Annotated in this window: 14 protein-coding genes; 13 read left to right on the forward strand and 1 reads right to left on the reverse strand. The window is 72.7% G+C overall.

Annotated features, from left to right (window positions below; genetic code table 11):
- The 3 genes from L0P92_RS33190 to kynU all read left to right on the forward strand — a co-directional run.
- Nucleotides 1-375 (forward strand): DUF3151 domain-containing protein (locus L0P92_RS33190; protein ID WP_234766770.1); only part of this gene is annotated, 375 nt, incomplete at its 5' end.
- A 154-nt stretch (nucleotides 376-529) separates the two neighbouring features.
- A complete protein-coding gene (locus tag L0P92_RS33195) occupies nucleotides 530-1,357 on the forward strand; it encodes a tryptophan 2,3-dioxygenase family protein (protein WP_234766771.1) in 828 nt (275 codons plus the stop codon).
- Nucleotides 1,350-2,612, forward strand: coding sequence for a kynureninase (kynU, locus tag L0P92_RS33200; RefSeq protein WP_234766772.1), 1,263 nt, complete (start codon nucleotides 1,350-1,352; stop codon nucleotides 2,610-2,612). The genes L0P92_RS33195 and kynU overlap by 8 nt, the downstream gene beginning before the upstream one ends.
- Nucleotides 2,613-2,724: 112 nt before the next feature.
- Here kynU and L0P92_RS33205 read toward each other — a convergent pair whose 3' ends face one another.
- Nucleotides 2,725-3,357: a TetR/AcrR family transcriptional regulator gene (locus L0P92_RS33205; protein ID WP_372497369.1), complete on the reverse strand. Its 633-nt coding sequence runs from the start codon at nucleotides 3,355-3,357 to the stop codon at nucleotides 2,725-2,727.
- A 114-nt stretch (nucleotides 3,358-3,471) separates the two neighbouring features.
- On the opposite strand from L0P92_RS33205, the gene L0P92_RS33210 reads away from it, so the two are divergent.
- The 10 genes from L0P92_RS33210 (at nucleotide 3,472) to L0P92_RS33255 (ending at nucleotide 14,639) form a co-directional block, all read left to right on the forward strand.
- Nucleotides 3,472-4,407, forward strand: a complete 936-nt coding sequence (locus tag L0P92_RS33210; RefSeq protein WP_234766774.1) for an alpha/beta hydrolase — start codon at nucleotides 3,472-3,474, stop codon at nucleotides 4,405-4,407.
- A 173-nt stretch (nucleotides 4,408-4,580) separates the two neighbouring features.
- Nucleotides 4,581-5,639, forward strand: coding sequence for an alpha/beta hydrolase (locus L0P92_RS33215; protein WP_234766775.1), 1,059 nt, complete (start codon nucleotides 4,581-4,583; stop codon nucleotides 5,637-5,639).
- Nucleotides 5,632-6,849 carry an acyltransferase family protein gene (locus L0P92_RS33220; RefSeq protein WP_234766776.1) on the forward strand — a complete coding sequence of 406 codons (1,218 nt, stop codon included), beginning with the start codon at nucleotides 5,632-5,634 and terminating at the stop codon, nucleotides 6,847-6,849. The genes L0P92_RS33215 and L0P92_RS33220 overlap by 8 nt, the downstream gene beginning before the upstream one ends.
- Nucleotides 6,842-8,197 (forward strand): sensor histidine kinase, encoded by a 1,356-nt coding sequence (locus L0P92_RS33225; RefSeq protein ID WP_234766777.1) that lies wholly within the window; start codon nucleotides 6,842-6,844, stop codon nucleotides 8,195-8,197. Before L0P92_RS33220 ends, L0P92_RS33225 begins: the two co-directional genes overlap by 8 nt.
- Before the next feature lie 17 nt (nucleotides 8,198-8,214).
- Complete coding sequence (locus L0P92_RS33230; RefSeq protein ID WP_234766778.1) at nucleotides 8,215-8,889, forward strand: response regulator; 675 nt, start codon at nucleotides 8,215-8,217, stop codon at nucleotides 8,887-8,889.
- Between the two features lie 123 nt (nucleotides 8,890-9,012).
- On the forward strand, nucleotides 9,013-10,350 hold the full coding sequence (locus L0P92_RS33235; RefSeq protein ID WP_234766779.1) for a sensor histidine kinase: 1,338 nt from the start codon (nucleotides 9,013-9,015) through the stop codon (nucleotides 10,348-10,350).
- Nucleotides 10,347-11,012 (forward strand): response regulator, encoded by a 666-nt coding sequence (locus L0P92_RS33240; RefSeq protein WP_062723992.1) that lies wholly within the window; start codon nucleotides 10,347-10,349, stop codon nucleotides 11,010-11,012. Before L0P92_RS33235 ends, L0P92_RS33240 begins: the two co-directional genes overlap by 4 nt.
- 77 nt (nucleotides 11,013-11,089) lie before the next feature.
- Nucleotides 11,090-12,310, forward strand: coding sequence for a cytochrome P450 (locus L0P92_RS33245; RefSeq protein ID WP_234766780.1), 1,221 nt, complete (start codon nucleotides 11,090-11,092; stop codon nucleotides 12,308-12,310).
- Between the two features lie 309 nt (nucleotides 12,311-12,619).
- Nucleotides 12,620-13,732, forward strand: coding sequence for an NAD(P)/FAD-dependent oxidoreductase (locus L0P92_RS33250; RefSeq protein WP_234766781.1), 1,113 nt, complete (start codon nucleotides 12,620-12,622; stop codon nucleotides 13,730-13,732).
- A 10-nt stretch (nucleotides 13,733-13,742) separates the two neighbouring features.
- Nucleotides 13,743-14,639, forward strand: a complete 897-nt coding sequence (locus L0P92_RS33255) for an RNA polymerase sigma-70 factor (RefSeq protein ID WP_234766782.1) — start codon at nucleotides 13,743-13,745, stop codon at nucleotides 14,637-14,639.
- The last annotated feature ends 105 nt before the right edge of the window (nucleotides 14,640-14,744 follow it).

The raw sequence follows: 14,744 nt of genomic DNA on the forward strand, positions 1-14,744 counted from the left end.
ACCCACCTCCCCGACGACCCCGAGCCGCGCGAGCTGCTCGCCGGCGGCACCGCCCCCGCGGACGTCGCCGCGAAGTACCCCACCTCCTCCCTGGCCTGGGCCCAGCTGGCCGACGAGGCGTTCGAGCGCGGCAGTGTCGTGGAGTCGTACGCCTACGCCCGTACGGGCTACCACCGCGGCCTGGACGCCCTGCGCCGCAGCGGCTGGAAGGGCCATGGCCCGGTCCCCTGGGAGCACGAGCCGAACCGCGGCTTCCTGCGTGCCCTGCACGCCCTCGCCCGCGCCGCCGGATCCATCGGCGAGCAGGAGGAGTACGAGCGCTGCACCCAGTTCCTGAAGGACTCCTCGCCGACGGCGGCCCAGACTCTGGGCTAGACCCCGCCGACCGGCCCCACGTGAGGCCCGCCATGTGACCCGGGCGGGCCTTGCGATGCGGGGGGAGATACCTGAGGATGCCGGGTGGGGACCGGGGCCCCTTTGCCGATAACGGCAGGGCGGACCGCTACCCGGAGTTACACAGGAGACAGCGATGTCCCACCCTCAGGAGTTCGAGACTCCCAATCTCGACTTCGCCGGCACGACGCCGTACGAGGACTACGTCAAGGCGGACGTGCTCACCCACCTCCAGCACACCCTCTCCGACGACCCCGGAGAGATGGTCTTCCTGGTCACGACCCAGGTGATGGAGCTGTGGTTCACGGTCATCGTCCATGAATGGGAGACCGCCGCCCGCGCCCTGCGCGAGGACCGGCCGGGCGTGGCCATCGACGCCCTGAAGCGTTCCGTTCGGGAACTGGACGCCCTGAACGCCTCCTGGAAGCCGCTCGGCCAGCTCACGCCGGCCCAGTTCAACGCGTACCGCAGCGCCCTCGGTGAGGGCTCCGGCTTCCAGTCGGCGATGTACCGCAGGATGGAGTTCCTGCTCGCCGAGAAGTCCGCGTCCATGCTGGTCCCGCACCGCGGCGCCCCGCGCGTCCACGCGGAGCTGGAGAAGGCCCTGCACGAGCCCAGCCTCTACGACGAGGTGCTGCGCTTCCTCGCCCGGCGCGGCTGCCCGGTCCCGCAGAGCGTGCTGACGCGGGACGTGTCCCAGCGGTACGAGCCGTCGGACGCGGTGGAGGCCGTGTGGACCGACATCTACTCCGGTGACCAGAACTCCGAACTCACCCGCCTCGGCGAGGCGTTGACCGACCTCGCCGAACTGGTCTGGCGCTGGCGCAACGACCACCTCGTCGCCACCCGCCGCGCGATGGGCGCCAAGTCCGGCACGGGCGGCTCGGCCGGGGTGGCCTGGCTGGAGAAGCGGGCGCGGAAGAACGTCTTCCCGGAGCTGTGGACGGCGAGGTCCCATGTCTGAGTTCGGGGAAGGGGCCGGGTTCGGAGAGGAATTCGGGGAACTCGCCGTGGAGCTCGCCGCCGAGGCGGAGAAGCGGGACGCCACCGACGAACTCGCCGCCAAGCGCGCGGAGTTCGTGCTCGACGAGGTCGTCTACCTCGACGGCAACTCGCTGGGCGCCCTGCCGGCCGATGTGCCGGGGCGGGTCGAGGACGTCGTCCTGCGGCAGTGGGGCCGGCTGCGCATCCGGTCCTGGGACGAGAGCGGCTGGTGGACCGCGCCCGAGCGGATCGGCGACCGGATCGCCCCGCTGGTCGGTGCGGCGCCGGGGCAGATCGTGGTGGGCGACTCGACAAGTGTCAATGTCTTCAAGGCACTTGTGGCGGCCGTGCGGATGGCCGATTCCGCGGAGCCCGCCGGTTCCGGCCGGGACGAGATCCTCGTCGATGCGACCACCTTCCCCACGGACGGGTACATCGCCGAGTCGGCGGCGCGCATGACCGGCCGTACGCTGCGCCCCGTGACGCCCGCGGAGGTGCCGGCCGCGCTGAGCGACCGTACGGCCGCCGTGCTGTTGAACCACGTCGACTACCGCACCGGCCGGCTGCACGACCTGCCCTCCCTCACGGCCGCGGTGCACGCGGCGGGGGCGTACGCCGTCTGGGACCTCTGCCACAGCGCGGGCGCGCTGCCGGTCGGCCTGGACGAGCACGGGGTCGACCTGGCGGTCGGCTGCACGTACAAGTACCTGAACGGCGGGCCCGGTTCACCGGCGTACCTGTACGTACGCCGGGACCTCCAGGACCGTTTCGACTCCCCGCTGCCCGGCTGGAACTCCCACGCCGACCCCTTCGGCATGCGCGCCGACTTCGCACCGGCGGACGGCGCCGCGCGCGGCCGCGTCGGCACGCCGGACATCCTCTCCATGCTGGCCCTGGAGGCCGCGTTGGAGGTCTGGGAGGGCGTGTCGATCGAGGCGGTGCGGGCCAAGTCGCTCGCGCTGACGGACTTCTTCCTGGAGTGCGTGGCGGCCTATGTGCCCGAGGGGCGCGTGGAGTCGGTGACTCCGGTGGCCCACGAGGAGCGCGGCAGCCAGGTGGCGCTGCGGTGCGAGGGCGCCGGTGACGTGATGAAGGCGCTCGTCGAGCGGGGTGTGGTCGGTGACTTCCGCCGCCCTGACGTGCTGCGTTTCGGGTTCACGCCGCTGTATGTGGGGTTCGCGGACGTGGAGCGGGCGGCTCGGGTGCTGGCGCGGGTGCTGGCCAAGGTGTCGTAGCGCTCGTGCGGCTGTCGTGGCGGCAGGCGTCGTGCTGACCGTCGTACGCCTCTGCCGCGCTGACCGCCGACGTACGCCCCTGCCGCGTTGACCGTCGTACGCCCCTGCCGCGCTAACCGACGTACACCCCCGCCACGGCAGCCGCGTGCGCGGCCCGCGCGGCGCGCTCCGCGGCGGGGGCGTCGGGGACCACCCCGGTCGTCAGCAACTGGTGGTAGAGGGGAGCCGACACCGCCCGTACGACCTCCTCGGCGTCCGTCCCGACGGGCAACTCCCCGCGCGCGACGCCCTGTTCGACGCACGGCGCCCACTCCGCCACCCGTACCTCGTAGAACCGGCGGAGCGCCTGCGCCGTACGTTCGTCGCAGGTCGCCGCGGCGATGACGGCGCGGAACAGGGCGCCCTGGCGGGGGTCCGCCAACGTCCGTCGCACCAGCACGGCGTTGGCCCGCAGGTCCCCCAGGACGGAGCCGGTCTCCTCGCGCGGCAGCGACTGCTCGGCCATGTCGGCGAGCAGATCGGCGACGAGCCCGGTCACCGAGCCCCAGCGCCGGTACACGGTCGTCTTGCCGACCTCGGCGCGGCGGGCCACGTCGGCGAGGTCGAAGCCGCCGAAGCCCTGTTCCACCAGGATGTCCCCGGCCGTCCGCAGCACGGCCGCGCGGACACGCGCGGTACGCCCTCCGGGACGTACGGTGCCGGGTTCGGCGCGGTGGAACCGTTTATCCCTCACCCAGCGTGACATCCGCGTGTCCACGCACGTCACCCGCCTGATACCGTCCCCGCCAACGGCCGAATTCCCACCTGGTCCGCCACCCCCGCTTTCGTCCAAAACCGTTTCGTCGCTGAGAGGTTGAGCATGCCGGACGACGTCGCAGCAGCCCGGGCCGCCGCCGAAGAGGAGTCCGCCTTCTCGCACCCGCCCGTCGACCCCGACGCCATCGCCACCTACGGTGACCACCCCGACCAGGTGATCGACTTCTACGCCCCGCGCGGCGAGGCCGTTGCCGGCGTCCCGGCCCCGCTGGTCGTCGTCCTGCACGGCGGGGCCTGGCGTGCGCCGTACGACCGGCGCCATGTCACGCCGTTCGCGGACTTCCTCGCGCGGCGGGGGTTCGCGGTGGCCAATGTGGAGTACCGGCGAGGGGCGCAGGCCGGGGGGAGCGGGCGCGGTGAGGGTGGTTCCGGCGACGCCGGCGCCGGGCCGGACGCGAGTACCGGGGGCGGGCCGGTCGCCGGGCGCTGGCCGGACACCTTCGACGACGTCGCCGCCGCGCTGGACGCGCTGCCCGCCCTCCTGCGGGAGACGCTCCCGCAGGCCGACCCGCGCCGGACCGTCCTCACCGGCCACTCCGCCGGCGGCCACCTCGCCCTCTGGGCCGCGGCCCGCCATGTCCTGCCCGCCGACTCCTCCTGGCGCACCGCCCGTCCGGCGCCGCTGCGGGGTGTGGTCGCGCTGGCCCCGATCGCCGACTTCACGGTCGCCGACAAGCTGGACGTCTGCGGGGGCGCGGCGCGGCAACTCCTGGGCGGAGCAACGGAGTTCGCGGAGCGCCGGCCCTATGCCGACCCCGCGCTCCTGCTCCCGACCGGCATCGCGACGACCCTCGTCCAGGGCCGCACCGACAACGTCGTCCCGCAGGCGGTCGCCGAGTCCTACGCGGACGCGGCGGCGCGGGCGGGGGAGGTGGTCGGACTGACCCTGCTGGAGGACGTCGGCCACTTCCCGCTGATCGATCCGGCGGCGGACGCGTGCGCGGTGGTGGTGGAGGAGATCGCGCAGTTGGCGTGGTGAGACGCTGAGGGTGTGAGCGGGCGTCCCGGAAGGGGGCGGCCCCTTCATACCCGTAATACCTGAGAGCTACGTCGCAGGTGAGCTCCCTGGCGTGACGCGGACGACCAAGCCGGATCCGTAATTTCCCCTCCAGACAAGCCCGATGGCCGGGCGGACTGGGAGGGAAGTCGACCATGGGGCGTACTGCGGGAGCGGCCGAGGCGGGCTCGTCGGGCGAGACGCATGCGTCGGGCGGGACCAGGGAACCGAACGGGCCGAAGAAGGCCCGCCGTACGCACCGACTGCGCCGAGCCTTCCTCGCCACCCTGATCACCGGTGCCGTGGTCGTCCCGCTGGCCGGTGCCACGCGCCCCGCGATACCCGCCCCGGCCCCGGCCGCCCTCGCCGCCCCGGTGAGCGCGGCGACGCTGGACGAGACGTACGCCGCGAACCGTGCCAACGCCGCCGAGGCCTCCCGTATGGCCGCGGCCCACGGTGACCGCGAACGCGCCACGGCGGACCGCGCGATGGCCGACCCGGACCGTCACTTCCTCTCCTTCGACGGCCGTGGCCCCGGCCTGGCGACTGAGGTGTTCGGCGACCTTGCGCACGCCGACCGCGTCGCGGTCCTGGTGCCGGGCTCCGACACCTCCATCGACACCTACGGCCGTTTCCGCGACGCCGCCCACGCCCTGCACGAACGGCTCACCCGGCAGGCCCCGCGGGGCACGCGCACCGCGGTGGTGGCCTGGCTCGGCTACGAGACACCGGCCACGGTCAGCACGACGGTCACGACAGCCGGCAGGGCCGAGCAAGCGGCCCCGAAGCTCCGGGAGTTCGTACGGCAGCTGCGTGCCGTCACGGCCGGCAAGGGGGCACACCTCTCACTCCTGTGCCACTCCTACGGCTCGGTGGTCTGCGGACGTGCCGCCTCCCACCTCGACGTGGACGACATCGCCCTGGTCGGCAGCCCCGGCACCGGCGCGGACACCGCCGCGGCCCTGCACACCCCGGCCCGCGTCTGGGCGGCTCGCGGCAGCGACGACTGGGTCGCGGAGGTCCCGCACATCAGGCTCGACCTGCTCGGCACGACGGTCGGCTTCGGCACCGACCCGGTGTCCCCGGCCTTCGGCGCCCGGGTCTTCGCGGCCGGCACCGGCGGTCACAGCGACTACTTCCGGCCGGGTTCCACATCACTGGCCAACCTGACCCGCATCGTCCTCGGGGAGACTCCGGAGGCACCCCATGGCTGAGTCTACCGTGTCGCTGTGGAGGGGCGTACGGCAGGGCGCCGCCCGCGTCGACGCCGCCACCCCCGCCGGACGGGACCGGGCGGTCGACGCCCTGCGGGCCTTCGCCATCCTCGGCGTGGTCCTCGGCCACTGGCTGGTCACCGCGCTGGTGGCGGACGGCGGCGGAGCCGGCCTGCACACCGCGAGCCCGCTGCGGTCCATGCCCTGGCTGGCCCCGGTCTCCTGGGCCTTCCAGACGCTCGCCGTGTTCTTCCTGGTCGGCGGCCATGTGGCGACCCGCGGCTACACCTCGGCCCGGGCGCGCGGGACGACTTACGGGCAGTGGCTGCGGTCCCGGCTGTCCCGGCTGTTCAAGCCGGTGGCGGCCGTCCTCACCCTGTGGACAGCGGCGTCGGCGCTGCTGTTCCTGTCGGGCACGGACATCGACACGATCCACACCCTGGCCGGACTGGCCTTGTCCCCCCTGTGGTTCCTGCTGGTCTTCGCGGCGCTGACGGCGGCCACGCCGCTGCTGCTCCGGCTCAACCCTCTGTGGCCCCTGGCCGTCGTCCTCCATGTGGACCTCCTCCGCTTCGGGTTGGGCGCCCCCGCCTGGCTCGGCTGGGTGAACGTGGCGGCGGGCTGGCTGGTGCCGTACACCCTGGGCGCGGCCTGGACCCGAGGTGAACTGGAGCGCCGCCGCGCGGGCTGGATCCTGCTGACCGGCGGGGCGGCGGCGACGGCCGCGCTGGTCGCCTGGGCGGGCTACCCGGCGTCGATGGTCGGCGTCCCCGGCGCGGGCATCTCCAACCTCAACCCGCCGACGCTGGCCGCCGTGGCCTTCGGCCTGGCCCAGTGCGGGCTCGCACTGCTACTGCGCGAGCCGCTGCGCCGCGCGATGAGGCGGCCCCTGGCCTGGGCGGCGGTGGCCCTGCTCAACCTCTCCGCGATGACGGTCTTCCTCTGGCACCAGACGGCCCTGATGGCCACCACGGCCACGCTCCTGCCGACCGGCCGCCTCCCCGGCCTGCACACCGCCCCCGACCACCTGGGCTGGGTGGCGGCCCGGCTGGCCTGGCTGCCCTTGTTCACCCTGGCGCTGGCCGTGTGCTGGGCGACCTTTCGTACGTACGAGCAGGGACCGCGCCGCCCGACCGGCCGCCGGTCCAGGATCGTCCGGTCCCGCCCGGCAGCTCGCGGACGTGACGTGAAGGAACACCACCATGCCTAGGGTTGGACGCGTGACGGAGACGGGGACCCAGCGTTCGTTCGCGAGCCGAGTGCGGCACTGGCTGCGCGTCCTGCGCGAGGATCTGTGGACCCTCAGGGCGGACCCGCTGCCCCGCTTCGAGCACGTGCGGTGGCTGCCGCACGCCGTGCTGTGCCTGGCCGCGCTGGGCATCACGCTCGGCGACACGGCACAGCTCCAGGACAACGGGCGGCTGGCCTTCGGACTGGCCTTCCCGATCGCGGTCGCGCAGGGCGGCGCGGTGGTGCTCGCCCTGCGGCGGCCGATCCCGGCCTGGTGGCTGTCGCTGGCGGCCACCCTGCTCGGGGCCCTCGCCGTGCGGCAGCGGCTGCTCGCGGGGGACGCGCACGATTTCACCTGGCCGTGGACGGCGGGTGGGCTGATCGCGCACCTCCTCGTGCTGCTGTTGCTCGCGCTGCGGGTGCCCGCCCGGGTGGCCGCCGCGGCGCTCGCCCTGTCCCTGCTGGTCACCTACGTCCTGCAGAACGTGGTGGGTGCGCCGGAGCAGCAGGACACCGGGGTGCTGGCCATCCTGCTGTTCGCGGTCGCGGCAGCGCTCGGCATGGCGCTGCGCGGTCGCCGCGAAGCCCGTGCCGAGCTCGGCAGACAGACCACGATCACCGCCGAGGAGCGGGCCCGGCGCACCGTGCTGGAGGAGCGCAGCCGCATCGCTCGCGAGCTGCACGACGTGGTCGCCCACCACATGTCCGTGATCTCCATCCAGGCCCAGGTGGCCCCGCACCTGGCGGAGAACCCCTCCGACGAGCTGAAGGAGAACCTCGCCGGCATCCGGCAGAACGCCTTGGACGCCCTCACCGAACTACGCCGTGTACTGGGCGTCCTGCGCTCCGAGAATCCCCGGACCCCGGCGGACCCCTACGGCCTCGGCGAGCCCGGCGCCGGAGCCGCTCCCGACGCCCCCCAGCCCATGCTCGACCGGCTCGACGCCCTCATCGAAAACACCCGTGCCGCCGGCCTTGACGTCAGCACCGACATCAGAGGCGAGGCTCCCCCTTATCCGACGGGCGTCGAGCTGTCCGCGTACCGGATCATCCAGGAGGCGCTCAGCAACGCCCTGCGGCACGCACCGGGCTCCGAGGTGCGCGTCGAGGTCGCGCACGACTTCCACGGGCTGCGTCTCGGCGTCGTCAACTCCCGTCCACAGCGGACCGTGCCGCCCTCCCCAGGTGCGGGACACGGCCTGCTCGGCATGCGCGAGCGAGCGACGATGCTGGGTGGCCACCTCACCGCGGCCCCCACCGAGCAGGGCGGTTTCGCGGTCTCGGCCTTCCTTCCGCGGGGCGACACCCCGCCGCCCTCCCACACCTGACAGGAGAACCGCCTCCCATGACGAGCAGCCCCATCCGCGTACTCATCGCCGACGACCAGCAGATGGTCCGGCAGGGATTCACCGTGCTGCTCAACACCAAGCCCGACATCGACGTGGTCGGCCAGGCGGTCGACGGCCTGGACGCGGTCGAGAAGGTCGCCGAGCTCGTGCCCGACGTCGTCCTGATGGACATCCGGATGCCCGAGCTCGGCGGCATCGAGGCCACCCGCCGCATCACCACGGCGACACCGCAGATCAAGGTGCTGGTGCTGACCACCTTCGACCTCGACGAGTACGTGTACGAGGCACTGCGCGCGGGCGCCTCGGGTTTCCTCCTGAAGGACGCCTCCGCCGACCAGCTGGCCGAGGCGGTCCGTGTCGTGGCGGCCGGTGACGCCCTCCTCGCGCCCGGCATCACCCGCCGCCTGATCACCGAGTTCTCCCGACTGGACAAGCGTCCCCGGGCGCCGCTGAAGCAGCGGGTCGGCGAGCTGACCGAACGCGAGACGGAGGTGCTCGCGCTGATCGCCCAGGGCCTGTCGAACGCGGAGATCGCCGAGCGTCTCGTCGTGGCCGAGCAGACCGTGAAGACCCATGTGGGCCGGATCCTGGTGAAGCTGGGGCTGCGGGACCGTACGCAGGCGGCGGTGTTCGCGTTCGAGTCGGGTCTGGTGCGGCCCTCGGGACGCTGATCGCGGGCGGGCCGTCCGGCCCGGCGCCACCAGGGGCGATACCCGTAGTACCTGAGATGGACCTGCGGGAACCCCTCTCACTGGGGACGACCGCGACACCGTCTTGCGCCTACCTTTCTGTACGTGACCGAGACGACTCACATGCAGACATCGCCACCGGGGGACGGGGCCAAGCCGCCGCGCAGCCCGGAGTTCCGGCTGGCCGTGGACGCCCTGCAAGGGCTACGGCAGGACCTGCTCCACGACGCCTTCGCCTACCGTCCGCTGCAGCGGATGCGGGTGGACGGCCCGCTGACCCGCCGGCTGCCCGGCCGTCTGCGCGAGTACGCGGCCTGGACACCGCACGCCGTGATCGCCACGGCGGCCCTGTTCACCCTGTTCATCGGCAGTGTCGACTCGGACGGGCCGGCCCTGCTGGTCGGTCCGTTCTGTGCGATCCCGGTGCTGCTGACCATGGCGCGGCCCGTCGGAGCGTTCTGGCTGTCCATGGCCGCCACCCCGGTCGTCGGGGTGATCGGCGGCGCGGGCGAATGGCCGTGGATGCCGGGCAGCCTCGCCTGCCATCTGACCGTGCTGACGGTCGTGGCCGTGCGCACCAGGCCCCGCACGGCGGCATGGATGTGGGGGGTGACGGGGGCGTACGGCCTCCTGGCGGACGCCGGTGTCGGCGGTGGCTACTACGGCACGAACACCGGCCCCATGATGGTCATCTCCGCGATGGTCCTGCTCGTCGTCGCCGTGTGGCACATACGCCGGGAAGCGAAGCAGGAGGTCAGCGCCCAGCAGACCGTGACCGCGCAGGAGCGCTCCAGGCGCACGCTGCTGGAGGAGCGCACGACGATCGCGCGGGAGCTGCACGACGTGGTCGCCCACCACATGTCGGTCGTCGCCATCCAGGCGGAGGCCGCCCCCTACCGGGTGGAGAACCCACCGCCGGAGCTGGAGCGGGCCTTCGTCACCATCCGGGAGAACGCGGTGGCGGCGCTCACCGAACTGCGCCGCATCCTGGGCGTCGTCCGCGCCGAGGACTACGAGGCCCCGGACGCCCCGCAGCCCACCCTCGCCGACCTGGACGCGCTGCTGGCGAACGTGCGGGACGCGGGACTGAGCGTCGAGAAGGCGACGATCGGCGCGGTGCGCGAACTGCCGCCCGGAGTGGAGCTGTCGGCGTACCGGATCGTGCAGGAGGCCCTGAGCAACAGCCTGCGCCACGCGCCCGGCGCGAGCGCCCGGGTGGAGATCGGGTACGTCCTCGGCGGCCTCGGCCTGCGCATAGTCAACGGCCCGCCGCCCGCACCGGCCCTGGTCAAGCCCTCACCGGGCGCGGGGCACGGCATCACCGGCATGCGGGAGCGTGTCTCGATGCTGAACGGCGAGATGACGGCGGGCCGGACGGAGGACGGCGGCTACGAGGTGTCCGTGTTCCTGCCGGTCGCCACGACGACAGAGGACGCCTCATGACCATCCGCGTACTCATCGCGGACGACCAGATGATGGTGCGCGAGGGCTTCTCGGTCCTCCTGAACGCGATGCCGGACATCGAGGTCGTAGGCGAGGCGGTCAACGGCCGGGAGGCGGTGGACCGGGTCCGTGAACTCTCCCCCGACATCGTGCTGATGGACATCCGCATGCCGGAGCTGAACGGCATAGAGGCGACCCGCGAGATCGTCGCGGCCGACAGCACGTCCAAGGTGCTGGTGCTGACCACCTTCGACCTCGACGAGTACGTGTACCAGGCGCTGCGCGCGGGCGCCTCGGGCTTCCTGCTCAAGGACGCCTCGGCACGTCAGCTCGCCGACGGGGTGCGGGTGGTGGCGGCCGGCGAGGCCCTCCTCGCGCCCTCCGTCACCCGGCGGCTGATCACGGAGTTCTCCAAGCTGTCCGACTCCCCGCGTCTGATGTCCTCGGCGCACGCGGCGTACGGGGATCTGACCGAGCGGGAGACGGAGGTGCTGGTGCTGATCGCGCAGGGCCTGTCGAACTCGGAGATAGCCGAGCGGCTGGTGGTCGCCGAGTCGACGATCAAGACGCACGTCAGCCGGATCCTGGTGAAGCTGGGGCTGCGGGACCGTACCCAGGCGGCGGTGTTCGCCTACGAGGCCCGGCTGGTCACACCGGGCTGAGCGGACACGTGCCCACCCGGCACATACCGGCCCGACCCCCCTGGTCAGGGAGGGGAGGCCCGGGCTAACGTCCGGACATGGCAGCTCCTTCCGCCCTCGCCTTCGACCCGTGGGACCCGGCGTTCCTGGCCGACCCGTACCCCGCCTACGCCGAGCTGCGTGCCCGGGGCCGGGTGCACTACTACGAGCCCACGAACCAGTGGCTGGTCCCGCACCACGCGGACGTCTCGGCGCTGCTGCGCGACCGCCGCCTGGGCCGGACGTACCAGCACCGCTTCACCCACGAGGACTTCGGGCGGACCGCGCCTCCGCCGGAGCACGAGCCCTTCCACGTCCTCAACGACCACGGGATGCTCGACCTGGAGCCGCCGGACCACACCAGGATCCGCCGGCTGGTGTCGAAGGCGTTCACGCCGCGCACCGTGGAGCGGCTGAAGCCGTATGTGCGGCAGCTGGCGGGTGAGCTGGTGTCCGGCCTGGTCGAGGCGGGCGGCGGTGACCTGCTGACGGATGTCGCGGAGCCCCTGCCGGTCGCGGTGATCGCCGAGATGCTGGGCATCCCGGCGTCGGACCGGGCCCCGCTGCGCCCGTGGTCGGCGGACATCTGCGGGATGTACGAGCTGAACCCGTCGCAGGAGACGGCGACGAAGGCGGTCCGGGCCTCGGTCGAGTTCTCGGACTACCTCCGGGACCTGATCGCGGCCCGCCGCAAGGAGCCGGGCGACGACCTGATCTCCGGACTGATCGAGGCGCACGACGAGGGCGACCGGCTCACCGAGCAGGAGATGATCTCCACGGCCGTCCTGCTCCTGAACGCCGGCCACGAGGCCACGGTGAACGCCACGGTCAACGGCTGGTGGGCGCTGTTCCGCAACCCCGGCCAGCTGGCCGCCCTGCGCGCCGACCACTCCCTGGTCCCGTCCGCGATCGAGGAGCTGATGCGTTACGACACCCCGCTCCAGCTCTTCGAGCGCTGGGTCCTCGACGACATCGAGATCGCCGGCACGACCATCCCGCGCGGCGCGGAGATCGCGATGCTCTTCGGCTCCGCCAACCACGACCCCCAGGTCTTCGGCACCCCCGACCACCTCGACCTCACCCGCAAGGAGAACCCTCACATCTCCTTCAGCGCCGGCATCCACTACTGCATCGGCGCCCCTCTCGCCCGCATCGAACTGGCCGCCTCGATGACGGCCCTCCTGGAACAGGCCCCCACCCTGCGCCTGGCAGCGGATCCGGAGCGCAAGCCGAACTTCGTGATCCGGGGGCTGGAGGGCCTGCGGGTGGAGGTGGCGTAGGGCGCGGCATGGGGCAGGCTCGTCAGCGGTCGAGCGAGTCCCGGAATCCGGTGAGCACCTGCCGTCACCGGTTGGGCGGCCGACCGGTAGAGCGCGTGCGCGGCCCGCCCCATCGCCTCGTCCTGGCCGGCCGCGTGCGGGCCCGGTTCACCGAGATTCACGACAACCTCCTGGGACTCGTGGCGACGGGCGCCGCCGGAACCGGATGACCCGTGCGCGCCCGATGTGCGCCACGTCTCATCCGTGAGCTGTCACAGCGGATACGTGGCCGGTGTCTCCATGTCGAGTCCACAGCGCGAGGGAGACACGATGAACGGGAACGTCGACGTAGTGGTGATCGGCGGCGGATACGGGGGAGTGACGGCGGCCAACCGTCTGGCCCGGCGCGACGGCGTGACGGTGACCCTGGTCAATCCGCGTCCCGACTTCGTGTCGCGGATCCGTCTGCACCAGCTCGTGACCGGCTCCGACGACGCGGTCGAGGGCTTCGACGAGGTTCTGGGGGGCAAGGTCCGGCTGGTGGTCGACACCGCGACCCTGATCGACGCGGCCGAGCGCCGGGTGACGCTGGCGGGCGGTGACACGGTCCCGTACGACTACCTCGTCTACGCGGTGGGCAGCGGCGCCGCCGACCCCGAGGTGCCCGGAGCTGCGGAGTTCGCTCACCGGGTGTCGGACCTGGAGGGGGCGCGGCGTCTGAGGGCGGCGCTGGACGCGATGCCGGCGTCGGCGCCGGTGACCGTGGTCGGGGCCGGCCCGACCGGACTGGAGACCGCCGCCGAGCTGGCGGAAGCGGGCCGCGACGTCACCCTGGTCTGTGGCGACGTGCTCGGCCCCTCCCTGCACGCCCGGGTCCGCCGCCCGGTCGCCCGCCGGCTCGCCGCGCTGGGGGTGACCGTCCTCGAAGGCCCCCGCGCGCGGGTGACGAAGGTGACCGGCGACGCCGTCCAGCTCGCCGACGGCCGTGAGCTGCCCAGCGCGGTGACGATCTGGACCGCGGGATTCCGTGTCCCTGACCTGGCCGCCCGCAGCGGGCTGCGCACCGACGCCGACGGCCGTCTGGTCACCGACGCGACGCTGACCAGCGTGGCCGACGTACGGATCGTCGCCGCCGGGGACGCGGCGGTCATGACGGGCCGGCCGTTCCGGATGAGCTGTCAGGCCGCCGTGCAGCTGGGGCCGGCGGCCGCCGCCACGATCCTGCGCCGGATCGCGGGGAAGACGCCCGCGCCGGTCCGGATGTTCTTCGCCGGGCAGTGCCTCAGCCTCGGCCGGGGCGAGGGCGTCACCCAGTTCTCCTACCCCGACGACAAGGTGAACGCGCTCCGCATCGGCGGGCGGGCCGGCGCCGGGGTCAAGGAGATCGCCTGCCGGTTCACCCTGAACAAGCTGGTGTCCGGGGCACGCAAGGCCACCAGGTGAAGCGCACGACATGAACGACCACGTCACCGACCTCGCGACCGAGGTCTTCGTCGCCCACCGCGATCTGCTGTTCACCGTCGCCTACGAGATGCTCGGATCCGCGGCGGACGCCGAGGACGTGCTCCAGGAGACCTGGCTGCGGTGGGTCGACGTCGATCTGGCGCGGGTGCGCGACCGGCGTGCCTACCTGGTACGGATCACGACCCGGCAGGCCCTCAACCGGCTCCGCGCCCTCAAACGCCGCAAGGAGGCCTACGTCGGGCCCTGGCTGCCCGAGCCCCTGCTCACCGCGCCGGACGTGGCCGAGGACGTCGAACTCTCCGAGAACCTGTCGCTGGCCCTCATGTACATCCTCGAAACCCTCTCGCCGACCGAGCGTGCCGTCTTCGTGCTGCGTGAGGTCTTCGACTTCGGCTACGACGACATCGCGGCGGCGATCGGGAAGAGCGCTGCCGCCACGCGTCAGATCTCCTCCCGCGCGCGTCGGCATGTCGACGCGCGTCGGCCGCGTACACCGGCGTCGCCGGAGGAGACCCGGGCCACGCTGAGGTCGTTCCAGCGCGCGCTCGAAACCGGGGACTTGCAGGGGCTGCTGGACGTACTCGCCCCCGACGTGGTCTTCGTCAGCGACGGCGGTGGCCTCAAGCTGGCGGCGCTGCGGCCGGTCGTCGGCGCCGACAAGGCGCTCCGCTACATGGCCGGCAGCATCGACAAGGCCGGTGGCGTCCTCACCGGTGAACCCACGACGATCAACGGCAACCCCGGGCTCATCCTGCGCCTCGACGACGAGATCGACGGCGTCCTGGCCTTCAGCGTGGAGAACACCCGAGTCACCGCCCTCTACTACATCCGCAACCCCGAAAAACTAACCCGAGTCGACTCCGAAACCCCCCTCACCTCCCACTGACCCCGTACTCCTCGCCCCCGCCGCCCCTACCCGTCCCATCCCTGGGGGCTGCAGCCCCCAGACCCCCACCATCGGCCCTCCGGGCCTCGTCCTCAAACGCCGGAC

It is taken from the genome of Streptomyces muensis (assembly GCF_021474425.1).
Taxonomy (GTDB): Bacteria; Actinomycetota; Actinomycetes; order Streptomycetales; family Streptomycetaceae; genus Streptomyces; species Streptomyces muensis.